17 protein-coding genes are annotated in these 16848 nt (G+C 62.4%); 3 read left to right on the top strand and 14 right to left on the bottom strand.

The features are described from left to right. Positions 1–97: 97 nt before the first annotated feature. The 4 genes from AB8B20_RS30625 to AB8B20_RS30610 all read right to left on the bottom strand — a co-directional run bounded on the left by AB8B20_RS30625 (position 98) and on the right by AB8B20_RS30610 (position 4080). Positions 98–700 carry a LysE family translocator gene (locus tag AB8B20_RS30625; protein ID WP_068738457.1) on the bottom strand — a complete coding sequence of 201 codons (603 nt, stop codon included), beginning with the start codon at positions 698–700 and terminating at the stop codon, positions 98–100. Between the two features lie 4 nt (positions 701–704). Then, positions 705–1577 carry an EamA family transporter gene (locus AB8B20_RS30620; protein ID WP_439070852.1) on the bottom strand — a complete coding sequence of 291 codons (873 nt, stop codon included), beginning with the start codon at positions 1575–1577 and terminating at the stop codon, positions 705–707. Between the two features lie 18 nt (positions 1578–1595). Continuing rightward, on the bottom strand, positions 1596–2138 hold the full coding sequence (gene ilvN, locus AB8B20_RS30615; protein WP_068738461.1) for an acetolactate synthase small subunit: 543 nt from the start codon (positions 2136–2138) through the stop codon (positions 1596–1598). 163 nt (positions 2139–2301) lie between these two features. Next, positions 2302–4080 carry an acetolactate synthase 3 large subunit gene (locus AB8B20_RS30610; protein ID WP_439070851.1) on the bottom strand — a complete coding sequence of 593 codons (1779 nt, stop codon included), beginning with the start codon at positions 4078–4080 and terminating at the stop codon, positions 2302–2304. Between the two features lie 492 nt (positions 4081–4572). On the opposite strand from AB8B20_RS30610, the gene AB8B20_RS30605 reads away from it, so the two are divergent. After that, positions 4573–4800 (top strand): hypothetical protein, encoded by a 228-nt coding sequence (locus AB8B20_RS30605; protein ID WP_439070850.1) that lies wholly within the window; start codon positions 4573–4575, stop codon positions 4798–4800. A 55-nt stretch (positions 4801–4855) separates the two neighbouring features. Here AB8B20_RS30605 and miaA read toward each other — a convergent pair whose 3' ends face one another. Then, entirely contained in the window at positions 4856–5767 is a 912-nt protein-coding gene (gene miaA / locus AB8B20_RS30600) for a tRNA (adenosine(37)-N6)-dimethylallyltransferase MiaA (protein WP_439070849.1), read from the bottom strand. 3 nt (positions 5768–5770) lie between these two features. Here miaA and serB point away from each other — a divergent pair, with 3 nt between their 5' ends. Continuing rightward, complete coding sequence (gene serB / locus AB8B20_RS30595; RefSeq protein ID WP_439070848.1) at positions 5771–6661, top strand: phosphoserine phosphatase SerB; 891 nt, start codon at positions 5771–5773, stop codon at positions 6659–6661. A 148-nt stretch (positions 6662–6809) separates the two neighbouring features. On the opposite strand, the gene AB8B20_RS30590 is transcribed toward serB, so the two are convergent. Both AB8B20_RS30590 and AB8B20_RS30585 read right to left on the bottom strand, forming a co-directional pair. After that, positions 6810–7781 (bottom strand): Bug family tripartite tricarboxylate transporter substrate binding protein, encoded by a 972-nt coding sequence (locus tag AB8B20_RS30590; protein ID WP_439070847.1) that lies wholly within the window; start codon positions 7779–7781, stop codon positions 6810–6812. A 20-nt stretch (positions 7782–7801) separates the two neighbouring features. Continuing rightward, positions 7802–8272, bottom strand: coding sequence for a RidA family protein (locus tag AB8B20_RS30585; RefSeq protein WP_439090637.1), 471 nt, complete (start codon positions 8270–8272; stop codon positions 7802–7804). A 240-nt stretch (positions 8273–8512) separates the two neighbouring features. On the opposite strand from AB8B20_RS30585, the gene AB8B20_RS30580 reads away from it, so the two are divergent. Further along, positions 8513–9076: a MarR family winged helix-turn-helix transcriptional regulator gene (locus tag AB8B20_RS30580; RefSeq protein WP_439070845.1), complete on the top strand. Its 564-nt coding sequence runs from the start codon at positions 8513–8515 to the stop codon at positions 9074–9076. A 974-nt stretch (positions 9077–10050) separates the two neighbouring features. On the opposite strand, the gene AB8B20_RS30575 is transcribed toward AB8B20_RS30580, so the two are convergent. The 7 genes from AB8B20_RS30575 to AB8B20_RS30545 form a co-directional block, all read right to left on the bottom strand. After that, positions 10051–11577, bottom strand: a complete 1527-nt coding sequence (locus tag AB8B20_RS30575; protein WP_439070844.1) for a Do family serine endopeptidase — start codon at positions 11575–11577, stop codon at positions 10051–10053. Positions 11578–11776: 199 nt separating this feature from the next. Further along, positions 11777–11977, bottom strand: a complete 201-nt coding sequence (locus AB8B20_RS30570) for a DUF2065 domain-containing protein (RefSeq protein ID WP_068734021.1) — start codon at positions 11975–11977, stop codon at positions 11777–11779. Between the two features lie 168 nt (positions 11978–12145). Next, the gene (hflC, locus tag AB8B20_RS30565) at positions 12146–13039 is read right to left on the bottom strand and encodes a protease modulator HflC (protein ID WP_068734024.1); all 894 of its coding nucleotides are present in this window, start codon (positions 13037–13039) and stop codon (positions 12146–12148) included. Then, positions 13036–14190 (bottom strand): FtsH protease activity modulator HflK, encoded by a 1155-nt coding sequence (gene hflK, locus AB8B20_RS30560; RefSeq protein ID WP_116660754.1) that lies wholly within the window; start codon positions 14188–14190, stop codon positions 13036–13038. Before hflK ends, hflC begins: the two co-directional genes overlap by 4 nt. 153 nt (positions 14191–14343) lie before the next feature. Beyond that, positions 14344–14880, bottom strand: coding sequence for a dihydrofolate reductase (locus tag AB8B20_RS30555; RefSeq protein WP_439070843.1), 537 nt, complete (start codon positions 14878–14880; stop codon positions 14344–14346). After that, the gene (locus AB8B20_RS30550; protein ID WP_439070842.1) at positions 14877–15671 is read right to left on the bottom strand and encodes a thymidylate synthase; all 795 of its coding nucleotides are present in this window, start codon (positions 15669–15671) and stop codon (positions 14877–14879) included. The genes AB8B20_RS30555 and AB8B20_RS30550 overlap by 4 nt, the downstream gene beginning before the upstream one ends. Before the next feature lie 166 nt (positions 15672–15837). After that, positions 15838–16821: a tripartite tricarboxylate transporter substrate-binding protein gene (locus AB8B20_RS30545; protein ID WP_439070841.1), complete on the bottom strand. Its 984-nt coding sequence runs from the start codon at positions 16819–16821 to the stop codon at positions 15838–15840. Positions 16822–16848 lie beyond the last annotated feature (27 nt).

Here is a 16848-nt window from a genome sequence, read left to right as displayed (position 1 = left end):
GGCCGAATGGCCGAAGACCATGAATTGCCGCCGGTTTCTAGGGCGACGGGTGCCGCGAGACAAGCCCGTGACGGTGATTTTACGCTGCGCGTCAGGCTCATAGCTCGACCAGCACCGGATACAGCGAGGCCAGCAGCAGCAGCCCCATGACGATATTGAACGCCCTGACCGCGCCAGGCGATTTTACCAGCGATTGCAGCGAGGTGCCGCACAGCACCCAGGTGACGCAGGACACGAACCCGAGCAGCAGCGACAGGGCGACCTGCAGCAGGATGTTCCAGGGATAGTTCGCAATCGCCGCATAGGCGGTGATGGTGCCGATCACCATCACCCAGCCCTTGACGTTGACCCATTGAAACAGCGCTGCGCCGAAAAACGTCATCGGCCGGCGCCGTTCGGCATCACCGGGGTTGGGTGGACCGGACATCCCGATCGCAAAGGCGAGATAAACGAGATACGCCGCGCCGGCATATTTCAGGATCGTGTGCAGCACCGGATAGGAGGTGAAGACCGCCCCCAATCCGAGGCCCGTGACGGCGACCATGAAGGCGAAGCCGACGGTGACGCCGAAGACATGCGGCAGCGTGCGACGAAAGCCGAAATTGAGCCCCGACGCGAGCAGCATGATGTTGTTCGGGCCGGGCGTGAAGAACATCACGATGGCGAACACGATAAAGGCGAACAAGAGTTGTTGCGACATGACCTCAAACCACCTCGACAAGCGTGGGCGGGCGCTTCGACAGCAACATAACGGCAATGCCGCAGACGACGACGATCATGCCAGCGAGCCGCAGCGATCCAAACTGTTCACCGAACATGACGCTCGACGCGGCCGCGCCGATAAACGGCACCAGTAGCGCGAACGGCACAACCTGAGCCGCGGAATAGTCTCGCAACAGCCGGCCCCAGATCCAATAACCCAGCGTGGTGCCGACCACCGCGAGGAACAGTACGCAGGCGAAGGCCTTCAGCGAGGCATGCGTGAGCGATTGCCACGTCGTGCTCGCGCCATCGACACTGAACAGCACCACCAGCAACGGCAGCAGCGCCACGAGACTGATCCACGCGAACAGATCGAGCATCGCCACGCCCTGCGCGCGCCGCAGCAGCAGATTGGAGAACGCAAAGCTTATCGGCGCGGTCATCAGCACCATGAAGGGGAACACGCTGAAGTCATAGCCGACCGTGAAGCAGATCATCAGCAGCCCGCCCATGGCGATGATAATACCGATCACCTGCTGCCGCGTCGGCAATTCCCGCAGGAACAGCGCGGCGGCCCCCACGGTGAACAGCGCCTGGCTCTGCACGATGACCGAGGTCAGCCCGGCCGGCACGCCATGTGCCATGCCATAGGTCTGCGCCAGAAATTGCGCCACCAGCAGCCAGCTTGTGGCGACGATCAGCAGCCATGACAGCTTCGGCTTCGGCAGGAACAGGCACGGCAGCGCCGTGATGCCGAAGCGCAGCGTGGTGAGCAGCGTCGACGACATCTCGTCGACCGCCATCCGGGTCAGCACGAAGCCGACGCCCCAGATCACGGCCACTGCGACGGCCAGTGCGATGTCGAGAGGTTTCATGATTGCGATGCGCGGAGGCTACATCCCCTCCGGTCCGCGGCTGATGGCGGCGACGCCGGTGCGCGAAATCTCGACAAGGCCAAGCGGCCGCATCAGGTCGATGAACTGGTTGATCTTGCCGGTATTGCCGGTGATCTCGAACACGAAGCTCTCGATGGTGGCGTCGATGACGCGCGCACGAAACGCTTCGGCGAGCCGCAGCGCCTCGACACGATGCTCGCCGGTGCCGCGCAACTTGACCATCGCCAGTTCGCGCTCGATGGAGCGGCCGGTCAGCGTCATGTCGACGACGCGATGCACCGGAATCATGCGATCGAGCTGATGCTTGATCTGCGTGATCACCATCGGCGTGCCCGTGGTGACGATGGTGATGCGCGAGACGTGCTTGTGGCTCTCGGTCTCCGACACCGTGAGACTTTCGATGTTGTAACCGCGGCCCGAAAAAAGCCCGATGACGCGCGCGAGCACGCCCGGCTCGTTGGCGACGAGCACCGTCAGCGTATGCGTCTCGTTGGGATCGTGACGCTCTTCCATGAAATAGGCGGAGGCAGGCTGTTCCATTGTCGTTCCCTGTCGAAGTCTCGTTTGGCTTTCGCCACGATGTTACATCCCTCATGGTGAGGAGCGCGGCTTCGCGCGTCTCGAACAATGAGCTTGGACACTCATCCTTCGAGACGCCGCACAAGAGTGCGGCTCCTCAGGATGAGGGCCTGTGTTATCTGCCTCACACCAACGCCTTGCCGCCCGCGAACGCCGCAGCCGTAGCTTCGTCATTGGCTTCCAGCGGCAGCAGCATTTCGTTATGCGCCTTGCCGGACGGGATCATCGGGAAGCAGTTCTCCAGCGCCGCAACGCGGCAGTCGAATAGCACCGGCTTCTTCACCTTGATCATTTCCTGCAGCGCGCCGTCGAGATCGCCGGGCTTGCTGCACTGGAATCCGACGCCGCCATAGGCCTCAGCAAGCTTGACGAAATCAGGCAGCGCTTCCGAATAGGAATGCGACAGACGGTTGCCATGCAGCAGCTGCTGCCACTGGCGCACCATGCCCATATACTGGTTGTTCAGGATGAAGATCTTGATCGGCAGTTCGTGCTGCACCGCCGCCGACATTTCCTGCATCGTCATCTGCACCGAGGCATCGCCGCCGATATCGATGACCAGCGAATCCGGATGTGCAACCTGCACGCCCAATGCCGCCGGCAGGCCGTAGCCCATAGTGCCCAGACCACCTGATGTCATCCAGCGATGCGGCTCCTCGAAGCCGAAGAACTGCGCGGCCCACATCTGATGCTGGCCGACTTCAGTGGTGATGTAGGTGTCGTGGCCGCGCGTCGCCTCGAATAGACGCTGGATCGCGAATTGCGGCAGGATCACATCACTGTTCGTCTTGTAGGCCAGCGAATTGCGCGCGCGCCAGGTGGCGATGGTCTTCCACCAGTCCTTGGTGTCCGGCTTCTTCGCCTCGGATTTGAACACCTGCAGGATGTCGCCCAGCACATTGCCGCAATCGCCGATGATCGGGATATCGACACGGATGTTCTTGTTGATCGAGGACGGGTCGATGTCGATGTGGATCTTCTTCGAGTTCGGCGAGAACGCGTCCGTACGTCCGGTGATACGGTCGTCGAAGCGCGCGCCGACGCACAGCATGACGTCGCAATCATGCATTGCCATGTTGGCCTCATAGGTGCCGTGCATGCCCAGCATGCCCAGCCAGTTCGGGCCGGACGCCGGATAGGCGCCGAGGCCCATCAGCGTCGAGGTGATCGGGAAACCGGTGACCTCGACCAGCTCGCGCAGCAGCTTCGAGGCCGCGAGACCCGAATTGATGACGCCGCCGCCGGAATAGATGATCGGCTTCTTGGCACCAGCCAGCAGCGACACCGCCTTGCGGATCGCATTGGCGTCGCCCTTCACGCGCGGCGCATAGGAGATGTGGACGTCCGACTTGCGCGGCGGATGATAGGTGCCGGTGGCGAACTGCACGTCCTTCGGAACGTCGACGACAACCGGACCCGGACGGCCGGTGGTGGCGACGTAGAAGGCCTCATGCAGCACCTTGGCGAGATCGTTGACGTCGCGGACCAGCCAGTTGTGCTTGGTGCAGGGCCGCGTGATGCCGACGGTGTCGCATTCCTGGAACGCATCGTTACCAATGAGATGCGTCGGGACCTGTCCGGTGATGCAGACCAGCGGGATCGAATCCATCAGCGCGTCGGCTAGCGGCGTCACCATGTTGGTGGCGCCCGGACCGGACGTCACCAGCACGACGCCCGGCAGGCCGGTAGAGCGCGCATAGCCTTCGGCGGCATGGCCAGCGCCCTGCTCGTGACGGACCAGAATGTGCTCAACCTCGGACTGCTGAAAGATCTCGTCATAGATCGGCAGCACCGCACCGCCGGGATAGCCGAAGATGTGCTTGACGCCATGATCCGCAAGCGCGCGCACGATCATCGCTGCGCCGGTCATCTGATTGGGATCGTGAGGCTTGCTGTCGCTCATGGTTCGCTCCGGATGCGCTCTGCGGCGCGGCTTGGTCTGGATGGTCGCTGGGTTCGGAAAGCTTGAAGTTCAGACAATAAAAAAGGGCCCGTTCAGGACCCTGTGCACACCGCTCGGTTCGTGGGTAGCCGTCAGCTACCCCCGGCGGTGTGCCAGGGTACCACGATAATAACGAGATTTGTAACTTTGTTGCGCACAGGATCAGTCCGACTTTTCAAAACTTGCGCGAAACATAGCCAGCAAACGGGGGATGTCAAGGGAAGTTGCTGTGATCGCGCTGATTTTAGAGCCTAGCCGGGTCTTTGGTGTTCGGCGAGCAGAAAAATCGGGCGGGCTGATATGCTCCCGCCGCCTGATCCCAGCCAGGCTACGCCCGCTTGCCGGCGGGCCCCACACCACGCCTATGCAAAACCAGCCGGGGCGCTCTGGAATTCCTATGACCGGCCGCGCATCTCCCCGGACAAGGGCGACGTCTTTCAAGGGAATAGAGCCATGACAACGAAACGTCTTCTGCTATCCGCATCGCTGGCACTTGCAGTCATCTCCAGCCCGGCTTTTGCCGGTACGACGATATCGGACCAGCGCTACTGGCCCGACGAAGCCCATGCGGCCGCAATGAGCGCCGCCGCGCTGCCGCAGAACGCGTTCGACTCCGTCGCGGCGCCGCAACGGACCGAGCAGTCCCATCGTTATGAAGGCGGACCGCGATCCATCTTCTGACGTCATCCGGGAACAGGAGCCGCAAGATGGGCGGCTCCCCCGGATGTGACTCTGCTCACCCGGGCCAGGCTTCCGCAGCCTCCGGCGTCATCCATTCAAACTCGGGCAGTTGATGCCGAAACCAGGTGAACTGCCGCTTGGCGTAGTGCCTTGTATCGGCGCGGCCGATCACTGCCGCATCTTCGAGCGATATCTCGCCGGCCAGATGCCGGATCAGCGCTGGCACGCCATGCGCCTTCATCGCCGGCAGCAGCGGATCGAGCCCACGCGAGGCCAGTGCGGCAACTTCGTCGAGCGCCCCTGCCCGCAGCATCCGCTCGAACCGCGCATCGATCCGCGCATAGAGTTCGTCGCGCTCCGGCGTGAGAAAAATCGCGGTGAATGTGCCCGGCGGCAGCAGCGGCGGCAGGCCGTCGCCGTGCCAGTCGGTGAGTGATCGCCCGGTCGCTTCCATCACTTCCAGCGCGCGGGCGATGCGCGTGCGATCGCGCAGATTGAGTCGCGCAGCGGAGATCGGATCGACCAGAGCGAGCTGCGCGTGCAAGGCCTCCGGCCCATCCTTCTCCAGGCGTGCGCGGACATCGTCGCGCACTTCGGCGGCGACCGGCGGCACTGCCGAGAGCCCGCGCGTCAGCGCCTTGAAGTATAGTCCGGAGCCGCCGATGAAGATCGGCAGTTTGCCTTGCGTCCGGACCTCGGCAAGCACCCGCGCCGCCTCCTCCACCCAGGCGCCGGCGGAGAAATTCACCGCGGCATCGACCGTGCCATAGAGCCGGTGCGACGCCTGCGCTTCTTCCTCGACCGTCGGCCGCGCCGTCAGCACACGCAGGTCGCGATAGACCTGCATGCTGTCGGTATTGATGACCACGCCGTCCCGCGCGCGCGCCACGGCCAGCGCCAGCGCCGACTTGCCGCTGGCGGTCGGCCCTGCGATAAGCAGCGCTCTGTTGTCCGGACTGGAACTCACGTCATGTCTCTCGTTGCGACCCTGATCTGCAACCCCGCCAATCCCGCTCTCGATAGCACGGTGGTCGACGGTCTGCGCGCACTTCTGCCGGGCGACACCGAGGCGCACTGGCTGAGCGACGGCGTCGCTGCCGACATCCTGTTCGCCAGCGACCACAACATGCTCGCGCTCGGCGACCGCCTGCGCGCAGCCCGCGGCGACATGCCGATCGATGTTGTCGTGCAGCCTGTCAGCGACCGCCGCAAGAAGCTTTTTCTCGCCGACATGGATTCCACCATGATCGGCCAGGAATGTATCGACGAGCTTGCCGATTTCGCCGGCCTCAAGGCTCATGTCGCCGCGATCACCGAACGCGCCATGCGCGGCGAGATCGAATTCGAGCCGGCACTGCGCGAACGCGTGGCGCTCCTGAAGGATCTGAAGGTCGGCGTCGTCGATGAGGTGCTGGCCTCGCGCATCACGTTGACGCCGGGCGGCCGCGAGCTGGTGCAGACCATGCGCGCCAATGGCGCCTATACCTGCCTCGTCTCCGGCGGCTTCACGCTGTTCACAGCCAAGGTTGCAGAACTCGTCGGCTTCCAGGAAAACCGCGCCAACGTGCTGCATGTCGCTGATGGCAAGCTGACAGGCACCGTCGCGGAGCCGATCCTCGGCAAGGCCGCGAAACTCGCAACGCTGGTCGAGCTGCGCGAGTCCTTCGATCTCGACAATCTCGACACCATAGTTGTCGGCGATGGTGCCAACGATCTCGCCATGATCCAGGATGCAGGCCTCGGCGTCGCCTATCGCGCCAAGCCCGCGGTGGCCGCGGCCGCAGCAGCTCGGATAGACCACGGCGATCTCACGGCATTGCTCTATGCGCAGGGCTACAAGCGCGCAGAGTTCGTGAGCTGAGGCTCACTCCGAAACCCCTGCTTTTCAGGCAGGGGACGCGCTCCTGCGAGAAAGCTGGCTGTTTCCGTGGCACCGGCGCATGCCGGGAGCCGCGACCACCGTCAGCACGGTCGAAGCGGCAGTCACGGCAGCGCTCTCGTCCAGGAACTCAATTGTCGAGCTGAAATCCTGATTGTTTGACGACCGGAGCCCAGCGCGCTGTCTCCTCCTGAATGCGGCTCGCAAGCTGCTTGGAATCGAGCGTGTAACCGTCAAATCCCATTTGCTCGAGAAATTCTGCGACCGGCTTCGCCTTCATCGCAGCGTGAACCATTTGCTGCAATTGTTCGACGATCGGCTGCGGCGTCTTGGCGGGTGCGAAGAGCCCGTACCAATCAACTCCGGTGACCTGGTCAAAACCGAGCTCGGCGAATGTAGGCACATTCGGCAAGAAGCGCGATCGCTGCGCGCTCGTGACCGCAAGCGCGCGCAGCGCTCCCGACTCCACATGTTGGCGAATGTCGCCGGTCACCGCCATCGATGTCGCCATCGTGCCCGACAGCAGGTCCGGCACAATCGCCGCCATTCCGCGATAGGGCGCATGAGTCATCTCGATGCCGGCCTGCTGGGCAAAGGCCCAACCCTGGAAATGCATGATCGAGCCGGCAGCCGGCGTGGCATAGAACGTCTTGTTGACTTTGGCCCAGCCAATAAAATCCTGCAGTGTCTTGACCGTTTCAGGAACGGCCTTCCCGACGACGAAGGTTTGCGCATTCGAGCAGACCGGCGTGATCGGAATAAGATCGGCGACCGGATCATAGCTCAGCTTCGTATAAACATGCGGAAAGATCACGATCGGCGAGGATGGCGAGAGCACAATGGTCGTGCCGTCAGGCGTGGCAGTTTTGGTGGCGTCGATCGCGATGCGACCACCAGCGCCAGTACGACCTTCGACGATGACCGAGTCGGCAAAATTCCCTCCGAGCTGATCGGCGAGCCGGCGGCCGATCACATCGAGCGTCCCGCCGGCCGCGAAGCCGACCATGATCCGGGCGAGCGATGGCCGCGCCAACGCGCGACCGCTCCAGAGTGCGGCTGAAGCGGCGACGCCCTGCAAGAGATGGCGGCGTGTCATGGGCATGGGTAATCCTCCGGACAAGGTCAGGTGCGGGATTGCGGCAGGCAGGCGATAGCCTTGATCTCGATCAGCAGATGCGGATGCGGATGCGGAAGCTGGTGAACGGCGACCGTCGTCCGCGCGGGACCGTCGGAGTCGAAAAATTCGGCGTACACGTCGTTGTACCCGCCAAAGTCGTTCATATTGACGAGGAACGTGCTGACTTCGACGATATCAGACAGTCCGCCGCCGACCTCGCTTAGTATCCTTGCAATATTCTCGAACACCGCGCGGGTCTGTAACCGGATATCGACCGTCACCGTTCCCATGCCGTCGGCGCTGGCGCCGGCTATCGTGTTATCAGCGCGTCGCGAGCTTGTTCTGGAAACGAAGACCAGGTCACCGGCACGCTTGACGTGCGGATAGCGGCCGCGCGGCGTTGCCATGCCCTCCACGACAACTGCGCGAGGATCGGTCGTCATGATTCTCTCGCTTCGTCGCACGTCATGCAGCATCTCGCAAATTTGTACGTATACGTCGCTTATCAAAAGCTAGCGATTGCCCCAACTACTGTCAAGAAAACGGAACTCGCACCGGCTACCTGAAGTCAGCAGAAGTCACAGCTCGTATCGAAGAACCGAAGTCTGCTGCTGTCTTGTTGGGCTTTCTACGCAATGCTAGAGCGTGAACTGCCTATTCGCGCATCGCGATGTGATCGCTCGTACGGCAGTATCTGCAGATCGTGTCGGACCACCATGACCAGAACAACGACCAAACGCCGAAGCAGGATGTCGGGCCCATCGCGCGGAACGGCGACCGGCAAGGCTTCCGCATCGTCCCTGCCATCCCGTGGCGCCGAGGCCGCGCTGACAGCGCCGGTGCGGTCCATCCTCGACCGCTTTCGACTCGAAGACGTCGTGTCGCATTTATTGCGCAGGGCACATTTTGCCGCTGAGGAACGGTTCTCGCGCGAGTTTGCCGATGAGCGGATTACGCCGCGGCAAAAGGCGACACTGGTTGCGATCTACCAACGTCCCGGCCTCAGCCAGAACATGCTTGCCGAGCATCTTTTCTTGGATCGCAATACCGTCGCCGAAATGGTGAAACGACTGGTGGAGCGACACCTGCTTGAGCGGCGACCGGCGCCCGGAGATCGACGTGCCTATGAGCTGTTTCTAGCACCTGACGGCGCAGCCATGCTGAATCGCGTCATGACACGGGACGCGTCAGTCGAGCGAGCTATCCTGCAAAGACTCCCCAAGGGAGCCGAAAAGCAATTCATGAAGTGCCTTCGGCTGATCGTTCAGACGCCACACTAGCAAGCGCCGCTGCGCGGGCGTCATGGCGCAGGTCTTCCGGGGCAGAGAGGCCATCGATACCACGCCCAGCAGGGCGCGCATTCGTCCGCGTATCGTCCCGCCATGCCCTGGAATGACAGTTTGGGGGCGAGACGTGGAGCCGCATCAAACATTTTTCCCTATCTTGAATTGATAATATACCTATCTGGATTATTTTCTCCTTCGTCCAGCCCCACCGAGAGGGGCGATCGCGATCCTCACGTTCGCGGGGTGGGATGCGGTGGACGCCGGAGATGCGGCGTTACGCGGTTCATGGGGCGACGTCTGTCTTCGGGCAGGACGGATCTGCGCCAGCACTGCCACTGGCAAGGAGACGGCCGACCTTCGGATGGAAAGACTCCTGGACAGTGTGACGGACGACCAACTCGAAACGCGCTCGGCCTAGTCGCTTGAGGCTCCCTTCCCATCGCCTTGGGACTTTAATTCGGTGATCGGATCGTTCGCTGAGGCAAAGTGCAAGCAACCGAAAAAACACCGCAGGCGGAACGTCGGGCAATCGCTCGGCGCCTCCGAAAGTCCTGATGCATTATCCTTGCGGAAGACCGCATCGGCATCAGGCCCAAGGGTGCAACGGGCACCCGGCGTTCCGCACGCCCTCTCACAAGGGGGTGGGAATGCAAGAAACGACGGCGCCCCCGCGCCGCAAACAATGGGGGTGATGACGCATGTCTGAAGAGCCGTGGCTGTTTGACGTTCGAAGACGCTGAGACGCGCAGGCGGTCGCGATCCCTCCCTCAAGCGGCGTAGCCGCGCAGTGGGGAGGGTCGGCCGAGCGAGACGATGCGTAGCATCGACGAAGTGGACGCCGGGGTGGGGTCTCTCCCCACGAAGGACGGAGTATGGGGAAAGACCCCACCCGTCTCGACCGCTCCGCGGTCGATCCACCCTCCCCACCGCGCGGCTGCGCCGCTTTGGGGAGGGATAAGAGAAGAGCCCTACTGCACGCTCAGCGCCACAAAGCGCAGTTCACCTTCGGCATTCGACACCAGCAGCAGCACCGACTTCTTGCCGTCCTTCTTCAAGGCATCGACGCGCTTCTTGACGTCGGCGGCATTGGTGACCGCTTCCTGCGCGACCTCGACGATGACGTCGCCGGCAGCCAGGCGCTTCTCGGCGGCGTCGGAGCCGGCATCGACGCCGGTCACGATGACACCCTTCACGCTGTCCTTGATCTTGTACTTGGTGCGCAGATCCTTGCTGAGACCCGTGAGGTCGAGGCCCAGCGCCTTCTGCGTCGCCGGCTTCTCGGCTTCCGGCGTGGCCTTGATCGAGGCCTGCACCGGCTTGTCATCCTCGAGACGTCCGAGGGTAACCTGCTTGGTCTCTTCCTTGCCCTTGCGAATGATGAGCACATTGACGGCCTTGCCGACGGTAGTGCCGGCAACGATGCGCGACAGGTCCTTCGGCTCCTTGACGTCGCGGCCATCGAACTTGACTACCACGTCGCCAGGCTCAAGGCCGGCAGGCTTGGCCGGGCCCTTGTCGTCGACGCCGGCGATCAGCGCACCGCGGGCGGGCTTGATGTTCAGGCTCTCGGCGATCTCGTCCGTCACCGGCTGGATGCGCACGCCGAGCCAGCCGCGGCGGACTTCCTTGTATTCGCGCAGCTGCTCGATGACGCCGACCACGGTTTTCGACGGCACGGCGAAGCCGAGGCCGATGGAGCCGCCGGTGGGCGAGATGATCAGCGTGTTCACGCCGACCACTTCGCCCTCGAGGTTGAACAGCGGACCGCCCGAGTTACCGCGATTGATCGAGGCGTCGGTCTGGATGTAGCTGTCATAGGGGCTGTTATTGCTGATCTCGCGGTTGCGCGCCGAGACGATACCCGCAGTGACGCTACCACCAAGCGAGAACGGATTGCCGATCGCGATCACCCACTCGCCAAGCCGCAGCTTCTCACTGTCGCCGAACTTGACGGCGACCACTGGCTTCACCGGGGTAAACTTCAGTACCGCCAGATCGGTCTTCTTGTCGACGCCGACCAGCTCCGCCTTGATCTTGGTGCCGTCATTCATGATGACGGTGATCTCGTCGGCACCATCGATGACATGGTTGTTCGTGACCACGACACCCGAGGTGTCGATGATGAAACCGGAGCCAAGCGAATTGGTCTTGCGCGGCTGCAACCCGCCATTCTTGTCGCCGCCGGGACGCCCGCCCCGGTTCTTGAAGAAGTCGTCGAAGAACTCCTCGAACGGCGAGCCTGGCGGCAGTTGCGGCATTGCCCCGCGGCCACCGCCCTCCCCCTTGTCGCTGTTCTTCGCCTCGACGGTCGAGGTGGTCGAGATATTGACCACGGAATCGATCACCTTCTCGGCAACATCGGCGATGCCATCCGGCCCACGGGCCGAGGCAGGCGCGGAAAACGTGGCGACCGCGGTACCAAAGGCAAGGGCCGCCAGCAGCGGACGCAGACCACGGCTCAGAGCGGGGCGCAGGGCTGGAATCGCGATGGACATGTCGGAAACGTCTCCAAAAGAGAGTCGGCAAATTTGACTGAGAGTGCGCCCGAACGGCGACATCGCGCAAGCCTTCGCGCGGGCCATCCGGCTGGCCCATCTGGGACGTGGATTGCGGCGGAATGCGGACGTAAACGTGAACGATCGCGTTGATCGGGCAGAGCTTTTTCGGACGCCCCGGAGAGATTATGAGCCGCCGCTAGCGCCGGATCGCCCAGATCAGGATCAGGCCGCCAACAGCCGAGACCAGACCGGCAATGCGCAGGATGTTGTCAGGGCTTTGCAGCGCACTCTTCATCGCGCGGCGCATCCATCCGGGAAATGCCAGGAACAGGATGCCTTCGAATACGAACAGGATTCCGATGCCGATGAGGAAGTCGGCAAACGCTATGGACCTCATCCGACTTCAACTCCCGAACGTTCGCACCCTGGCCGCAGTTTCTTGGCAGTTTTCTTGGCGCTTTTCTGAAAACAAATGAGGCGCGCCACGATGGCGCGCCTCATCCTTTAGATCAGAGTGGCAGCGAACGCAAAACAGGTATCCGCGTAAGCTTAACCAGTGACGCCGTTACTGCGGCTTTGCCGCGGGAGGCTTTCCCGACGGATTGGCGAAGAAGCGGAAGAACTCCGAATCCGGCCGCAGCAGGAAGCGGGTGTCGTTGCTCTTCAATCCGTTCTCGTAAGCCGTCATCGAGCGATAGAACGCGAAGAACTCCGGATCCTGGCCGTAGGATTCAGCGAACAGACGGTTGCGCTCGCCGTCGCCGGCACCGCGGGTTTGTTCAGCCGTCGAATTCGCATCGGCGATGATGACCGTTGCTTCACGATCGGCCTTGGAGCGAATCTCCTGCGCCTTCTGGCCACCGCCAGCCCGGAATTCAGCGGCTTCCCGCTGACGCTCGGTCTGCATACGCTGATACACTGCCTGGCTGTTGGCTTCCGGCAGATCGGCGCGGCGGATACGAACGTCGACGACGGAGATGCCGTAACCATCGGCTTCCTTGTCGAGCTGATCGCGTATCTTGTTCATCAGACCTTCGCGGTCATCGCGAACGATCTGGATGAAGGTGACCTCGCCGAGCACACGGCGCATGGCCGCGTTGAGCAGCGTGGTCAACTGGATGTTCGCCGCCTGGATCGACCCGATGCTCTGGTAGAAGCGCAGCGCGTTCTTGATCTTGTAGCGAGCGAAGGCATCGACCACCAGACGACGCTGGTCGTTGGCGATGATTTCCTGCGCCGGGTTTTCCAGATCGAGGATGCGCTTGTCGATCGAGATCACGCTGTCGATGAACGGGATCTTGAAGTTCAGACCGGGCTCGGTGACCACGCGGACGGGCTCGCCGAGCCGCACCACGAGGGCCTGTTCAGTCTGGCGCACCGTATAGATCGAGCCAAAGCCCACGATGACCAGCACCAGCACTACAATCAGTGCAACGATACCTGAGATGCCGGTTTTCATCGGGTGCTCCCGCTCTGCTGAGGCTGACCAGATGGCGCCGGAGGCTGACGCCGCGGCGTCAGTTCATTCAAGGGAAGATAAGGCACGACGCCTTGCGAAGCACCGGCGCCCTGGCCGCCGTCATAGACCAGCTTCTCGGCACCGCCGAAGATCCGCTCCATGGTTTCGAGATAGATACGCTGACGGGTCACGTCCGGCGCCTTCTTGTACTCGTCATACACTTTCAGGAAGCGCGCGCTCTGGCCCTTGGCTTCGGCGATCGCCTGTTCGCGATAACCTTCGGCGACCTGCAGGATCTGCGCAGCGCGACCGCGCGCATCGGGAACGACGCGATTGGTGTAGGTCTGGGCTTCGTTCTGCAGACGCTGGGCGTCGGCCTGTGCCGCCTGCACGTCACGGAATGCATCGATCACCTGTGCCGGCGGATCGACCTTCTGCAGCTGGACCTGTTGGATCAGGACGCCGGCGCTATAGCCGTCGAGCGTCTTCTGCATCAGGTCCTGGACGCTGGCTTCCGTTGTCGTACGCGCGCCGGTGAGGATCGGCTGAATGTTGGCGCGGCCAACCACTTCACGCATCACGCTCTCGGCCACCGCTTTCACGGTGCCTTCGGGGTTCTGGATGTTGAACAGGAAGTTGCCGACACCGTCGGGCTTGATGCGCCACAATACGGTGAAATCGACATCGACGATATTCTCGTCGCCGGTCAGCATCAGGCTCTCTTCCGGCACATCCCGGATGGTGCGGCCACGCCGACCGGTGTCTTCCAGGATCGACATGCCGACCGACAGGGTCGATACGCGCAGCGCCTTCGGCAACAGCACGGTCTCGATCGGATAAGGCAGATGATAGTTCAGGCCGGGCTGCACGGTGCGGACATGCTTGCCGAAGCGCAGCACGACGCCGAGCTCTTCGGACTGCACGCGGAAGAAACCGGACAGACCCCAGATCACGAGGGCCACGGCGAGCACGAGCGCGATTCCCATGCCGCTGACGAAGCCGCCGGGCAGCATCGACTGCAGACGGTCCTGCCCCTTGCGCAGCAGATCCTCAAGATCAGGCGGCCTCGGTCCGGATGATTGCGGACCAGAACCCCAGGGTCCCTTCGGACCAGAGCCCCATGGGCCTCCGCCTTGATTCTTCCACGGCATTCAACACTCTCCTCTGCGCGGCCGGACATACCGGTCTCGCCACATCTGCATGGCTTTATAGGGGACGACCCCAGCTCTTACAACGCGGGGTTCTTGATCGCTGGAGCTATGCCTGAGGCCACGAAAGTCAATGTTAACGGGCGGAAAACGCGGTTAACGGGGCGCTCTCCGGCAATATGTCACATAGGAGAAATCGACGCTGTCCTCGCCCGCCGCCGCGTTCCTGACGCGCGCCACTTCTTCCCACACAGTGAGATCGACCGGCGGCATAAAGGTATCGCCAGTCGGCTGCGCGTGAACTTCGGTGACTTCGAGACGGTCGGCGATCCCCATCCATTGGGCATAGATCTCGGCGCCGCCGATCACCGCAATCTCAGTGACCAAACGCCGCAGCGCATCGCCAGTCGCCACCGCGCGTGCATCGGCAAGCGACGTGGTGACGACGACTCCCGCGGCCTGATAGCCCGCATTGCGCGTGATTACGATATTGGTGCGTCCCGGCAGCGGTCGCTTCGGAAACGACTCGTATGTCTTGCGCCCCATCACAATCGGCTTGCCCATGGTCAGCGCCTTCAAGCGCTGCATGTCCGACTTCAGCCGCCATGGAATGGCATTACCCTGCCCGATCACGCCGTTCTCGGCAACGGCATAGACCAAGACGATCTGAGGGGCAGCCGTCGTTGCGGTCAAACGGCGACCTCCGCCTTAATGTGCGGATGCGGATCGTAGCCTTCGAGGGTGAAGTCCTCATAGCGGAACGCGAAGATGTCCCTCACGTCCGGATTGATCTTAATCACCGGCAGCGCACGCGTCGGCCGCGTCAATTGCAGCCGCGCCTGCTCCAGATGGTTGGAATAGAGATGCGCATCGCCGAGCGTATGGATGAAGTCGCCAGCCTTGAGGCCCGTGACCTGCGCGATCATCATCGTCAGCAGCGCGTAGGAGGCGATGTTGAAGGGCACGCCCAAGAAAACATCTGCCGAGCGCTGATAGAGCTGGCAGGACAGCTTGCCGTCGGCGACATAGAACTGGAACAGGCAATGGCACGGCGGCAGCGCCATCTTGTCGATCTCGGCGGGATTCCACGCCGTCACGATCAGCCGACGCGAGTCCGGATTGCGCTTGATCATGTCGATGACATTGGCGATCTGATCAATGCTGCGCCCGTCTGCTGTTGGCCACGAGCGCCACTGCGATCCATAGACCGGACCGAGATCGCCATTGGCGTCCGCCCATTCATCCCAGATCGAGACGCCGTGGTCCTTGAGATATTTGATGTTGGTATCGCCCGCCAAAAACCACAGCAGCTCGTGGATGATCGCCTTCAGCGACAGCCTCTTGGTGGTCAGGACGGGGAAGCCATCGCTGAGCTTGAAGCGCATCTGATGGCCGAACACCGACAGCGTGCCCGTGCCGGTGCGGTCATGCTTCTCCGCACCGTCGCTCAGGATTCGCTCTAGCAGGTCGTGATACTGGTTCATGGTCGATCTTGCGGGCTCGTGAGCGGGCGAACTTATCGCCTCGGCCGGTGGTCGGACACGCCGATTCCCGGATTATACCCGAAAAAGTGTATCCCCGCGCCGCTAACGGCAAGGGCTGGATCCGTTGGGATCCAGCCCTTGGAATCAACCGGTTAGCCGGTTCCGATTACATCGCCGGCTTCAATACCGCCGACCACTTTTCGACTTCGCTCTTCACCAGCGAGCCGAGCGCAGCCTGGGTGCGGGCTTCCGGCTTCGGAATGTCCGAGCCGAGGTCGAGCAGACGCTTCTTGACGTTCTCGTCGTCCAGCGCCTTGGCGGCCGCGGCGTTCAACTTGGCGGTGATCGCGGCAGGCGTGCCCTTGGGCGCGAAGATCGCGTTCCAGGCCGAGGCCTGATACTTCGGCAGACCGGCTTCGATGGTGGTCGGGACGTCCGGCAGCGACGGGTTACGATCGGGCGTCGCGATGGCGTAAGCCTTGATGGTGCCGCCCTTGATCTGCGGAACCGCGTTGACGATCTGGTCGCACATATAATCGACCTGACCACCGACCAGTGCGTTCATCGCCGGACCGGTGCCATTAAACGGCACACCGGTCGGCTTGATATCCAAAACCGAGCTCAGCAATTCGCAGGACGAATACGACACAGAACCGACGCCGGCATGGGCCATGTTCAACTTGTCGCTGTTGGCCTTCACATAGGTGACGAACTCCTTGAGATCCTTCGGTGCGAAATCCTTCCTCGCCAGGATCAGAATTGGCGTGCCCGCCAGCAGCGCGACGGGCTCGAAATCCTTCTCAGGGTGATAAGCGAGCTTCGGATAGAGCGGCACGGCCGCAGCATGGGTGCCCATGTGGCCGGTGATGATCGTGTAGCCGTCATTGGCCGCGCGCGCTGCACGCGTCGCGCCGGTCGTGCCACCAGCGCCGACGACGTTCTCGATGATGATCTGCTGGCCGAGCGTCTTCGACATATCGGCAGCGACGATGCGCGCGATGACGTCGGTGGGGCCACCGGCCGCGAACGGCACGATCATGGTGATGTTGCGCGTCGGGTATTCTTGCGCCTGAACAGTGGTTGCCAGTGCGCCGAAGCCGGCGACGGCCGCCAAGCCACTGATCGCAACTCTGCGATTGAACAGCTTCATTTGGTTTCCTCCGAAAATGTTTTTGCC

The organism is Tardiphaga sp. 866_E4_N1_4 (assembly GCF_052076075.1).
Lineage (GTDB): Bacteria > Pseudomonadota > Alphaproteobacteria > Rhizobiales > Xanthobacteraceae > Tardiphaga > Tardiphaga robiniae.
This window is presented reverse-complemented; position numbering and strand designations above follow the sequence as displayed.

What these genes read in the sequence shown, in the direction of transcription:
- AB8B20_RS30625 (WP_068738457.1), bottom strand. Translation starts at nt 700, where the DNA reads ATGTCGCAACAACTCTTGTTCGCCTTTATCGTGTTCGCCATCGTGATG.
- AB8B20_RS30590 (WP_439070847.1), bottom strand. Translation starts at nt 7,781, where the DNA reads ATGCCCATGACACGCCGCCATCTCTTGCAGGGCGTCGCCGCTTCAGCC.
- AB8B20_RS30605 (WP_439070850.1), top strand. Translation starts at nt 4,573, where the DNA reads ATGACAACGAAACGTCTTCTGCTATCCGCATCGCTGGCACTTGCAGTC.
- serB (WP_439070848.1), top strand. Translation starts at nt 5,771, where the DNA reads ATGTCTCTCGTTGCGACCCTGATCTGCAACCCCGCCAATCCCGCTCTC.
- hflC (WP_068734024.1), bottom strand. Translation starts at nt 13,039, where the DNA reads ATGAAAACCGGCATCTCAGGTATCGTTGCACTGATTGTAGTGCTGGTG.
- AB8B20_RS30570 (WP_068734021.1), bottom strand. Translation starts at nt 11,977, where the DNA reads ATGAGGTCCATAGCGTTTGCCGACTTCCTCATCGGCATCGGAATCCTG.
- AB8B20_RS30620 (WP_439070852.1), bottom strand. Translation starts at nt 1,577, where the DNA reads ATGAAACCTCTCGACATCGCACTGGCCGTCGCAGTGGCCGTGATCTGG.
- AB8B20_RS30580 (WP_439070845.1), top strand. Translation starts at nt 8,513, where the DNA reads ATGACCAGAACAACGACCAAACGCCGAAGCAGGATGTCGGGCCCATCG.
- AB8B20_RS30545 (WP_439070841.1), bottom strand. Translation starts at nt 16,821, where the DNA reads ATGAAGCTGTTCAATCGCAGAGTTGCGATCAGTGGCTTGGCGGCCGTC.
- AB8B20_RS30585 (WP_439090637.1), bottom strand. Translation starts at nt 8,272, where the DNA reads ATGCTGCATGACGTGCGACGAAGCGAGAGAATCATGACGACCGATCCT.
- AB8B20_RS30610 (WP_439070851.1), bottom strand. Translation starts at nt 4,080, where the DNA reads ATGAGCGACAGCAAGCCTCACGATCCCAATCAGATGACCGGCGCAGCG.
- AB8B20_RS30550 (WP_439070842.1), bottom strand. Translation starts at nt 15,671, where the DNA reads ATGAACCAGTATCACGACCTGCTAGAGCGAATCCTGAGCGACGGTGCG.
- ilvN (WP_068738461.1), bottom strand. Translation starts at nt 2,138, where the DNA reads ATGGAACAGCCTGCCTCCGCCTATTTCATGGAAGAGCGTCACGATCCC.
- AB8B20_RS30575 (WP_439070844.1), bottom strand. Translation starts at nt 11,577, where the DNA reads ATGTCCATCGCGATTCCAGCCCTGCGCCCCGCTCTGAGCCGTGGTCTG.
- hflK (WP_116660754.1), bottom strand. Translation starts at nt 14,190, where the DNA reads ATGCCGTGGAAGAATCAAGGCGGAGGCCCATGGGGCTCTGGTCCGAAG.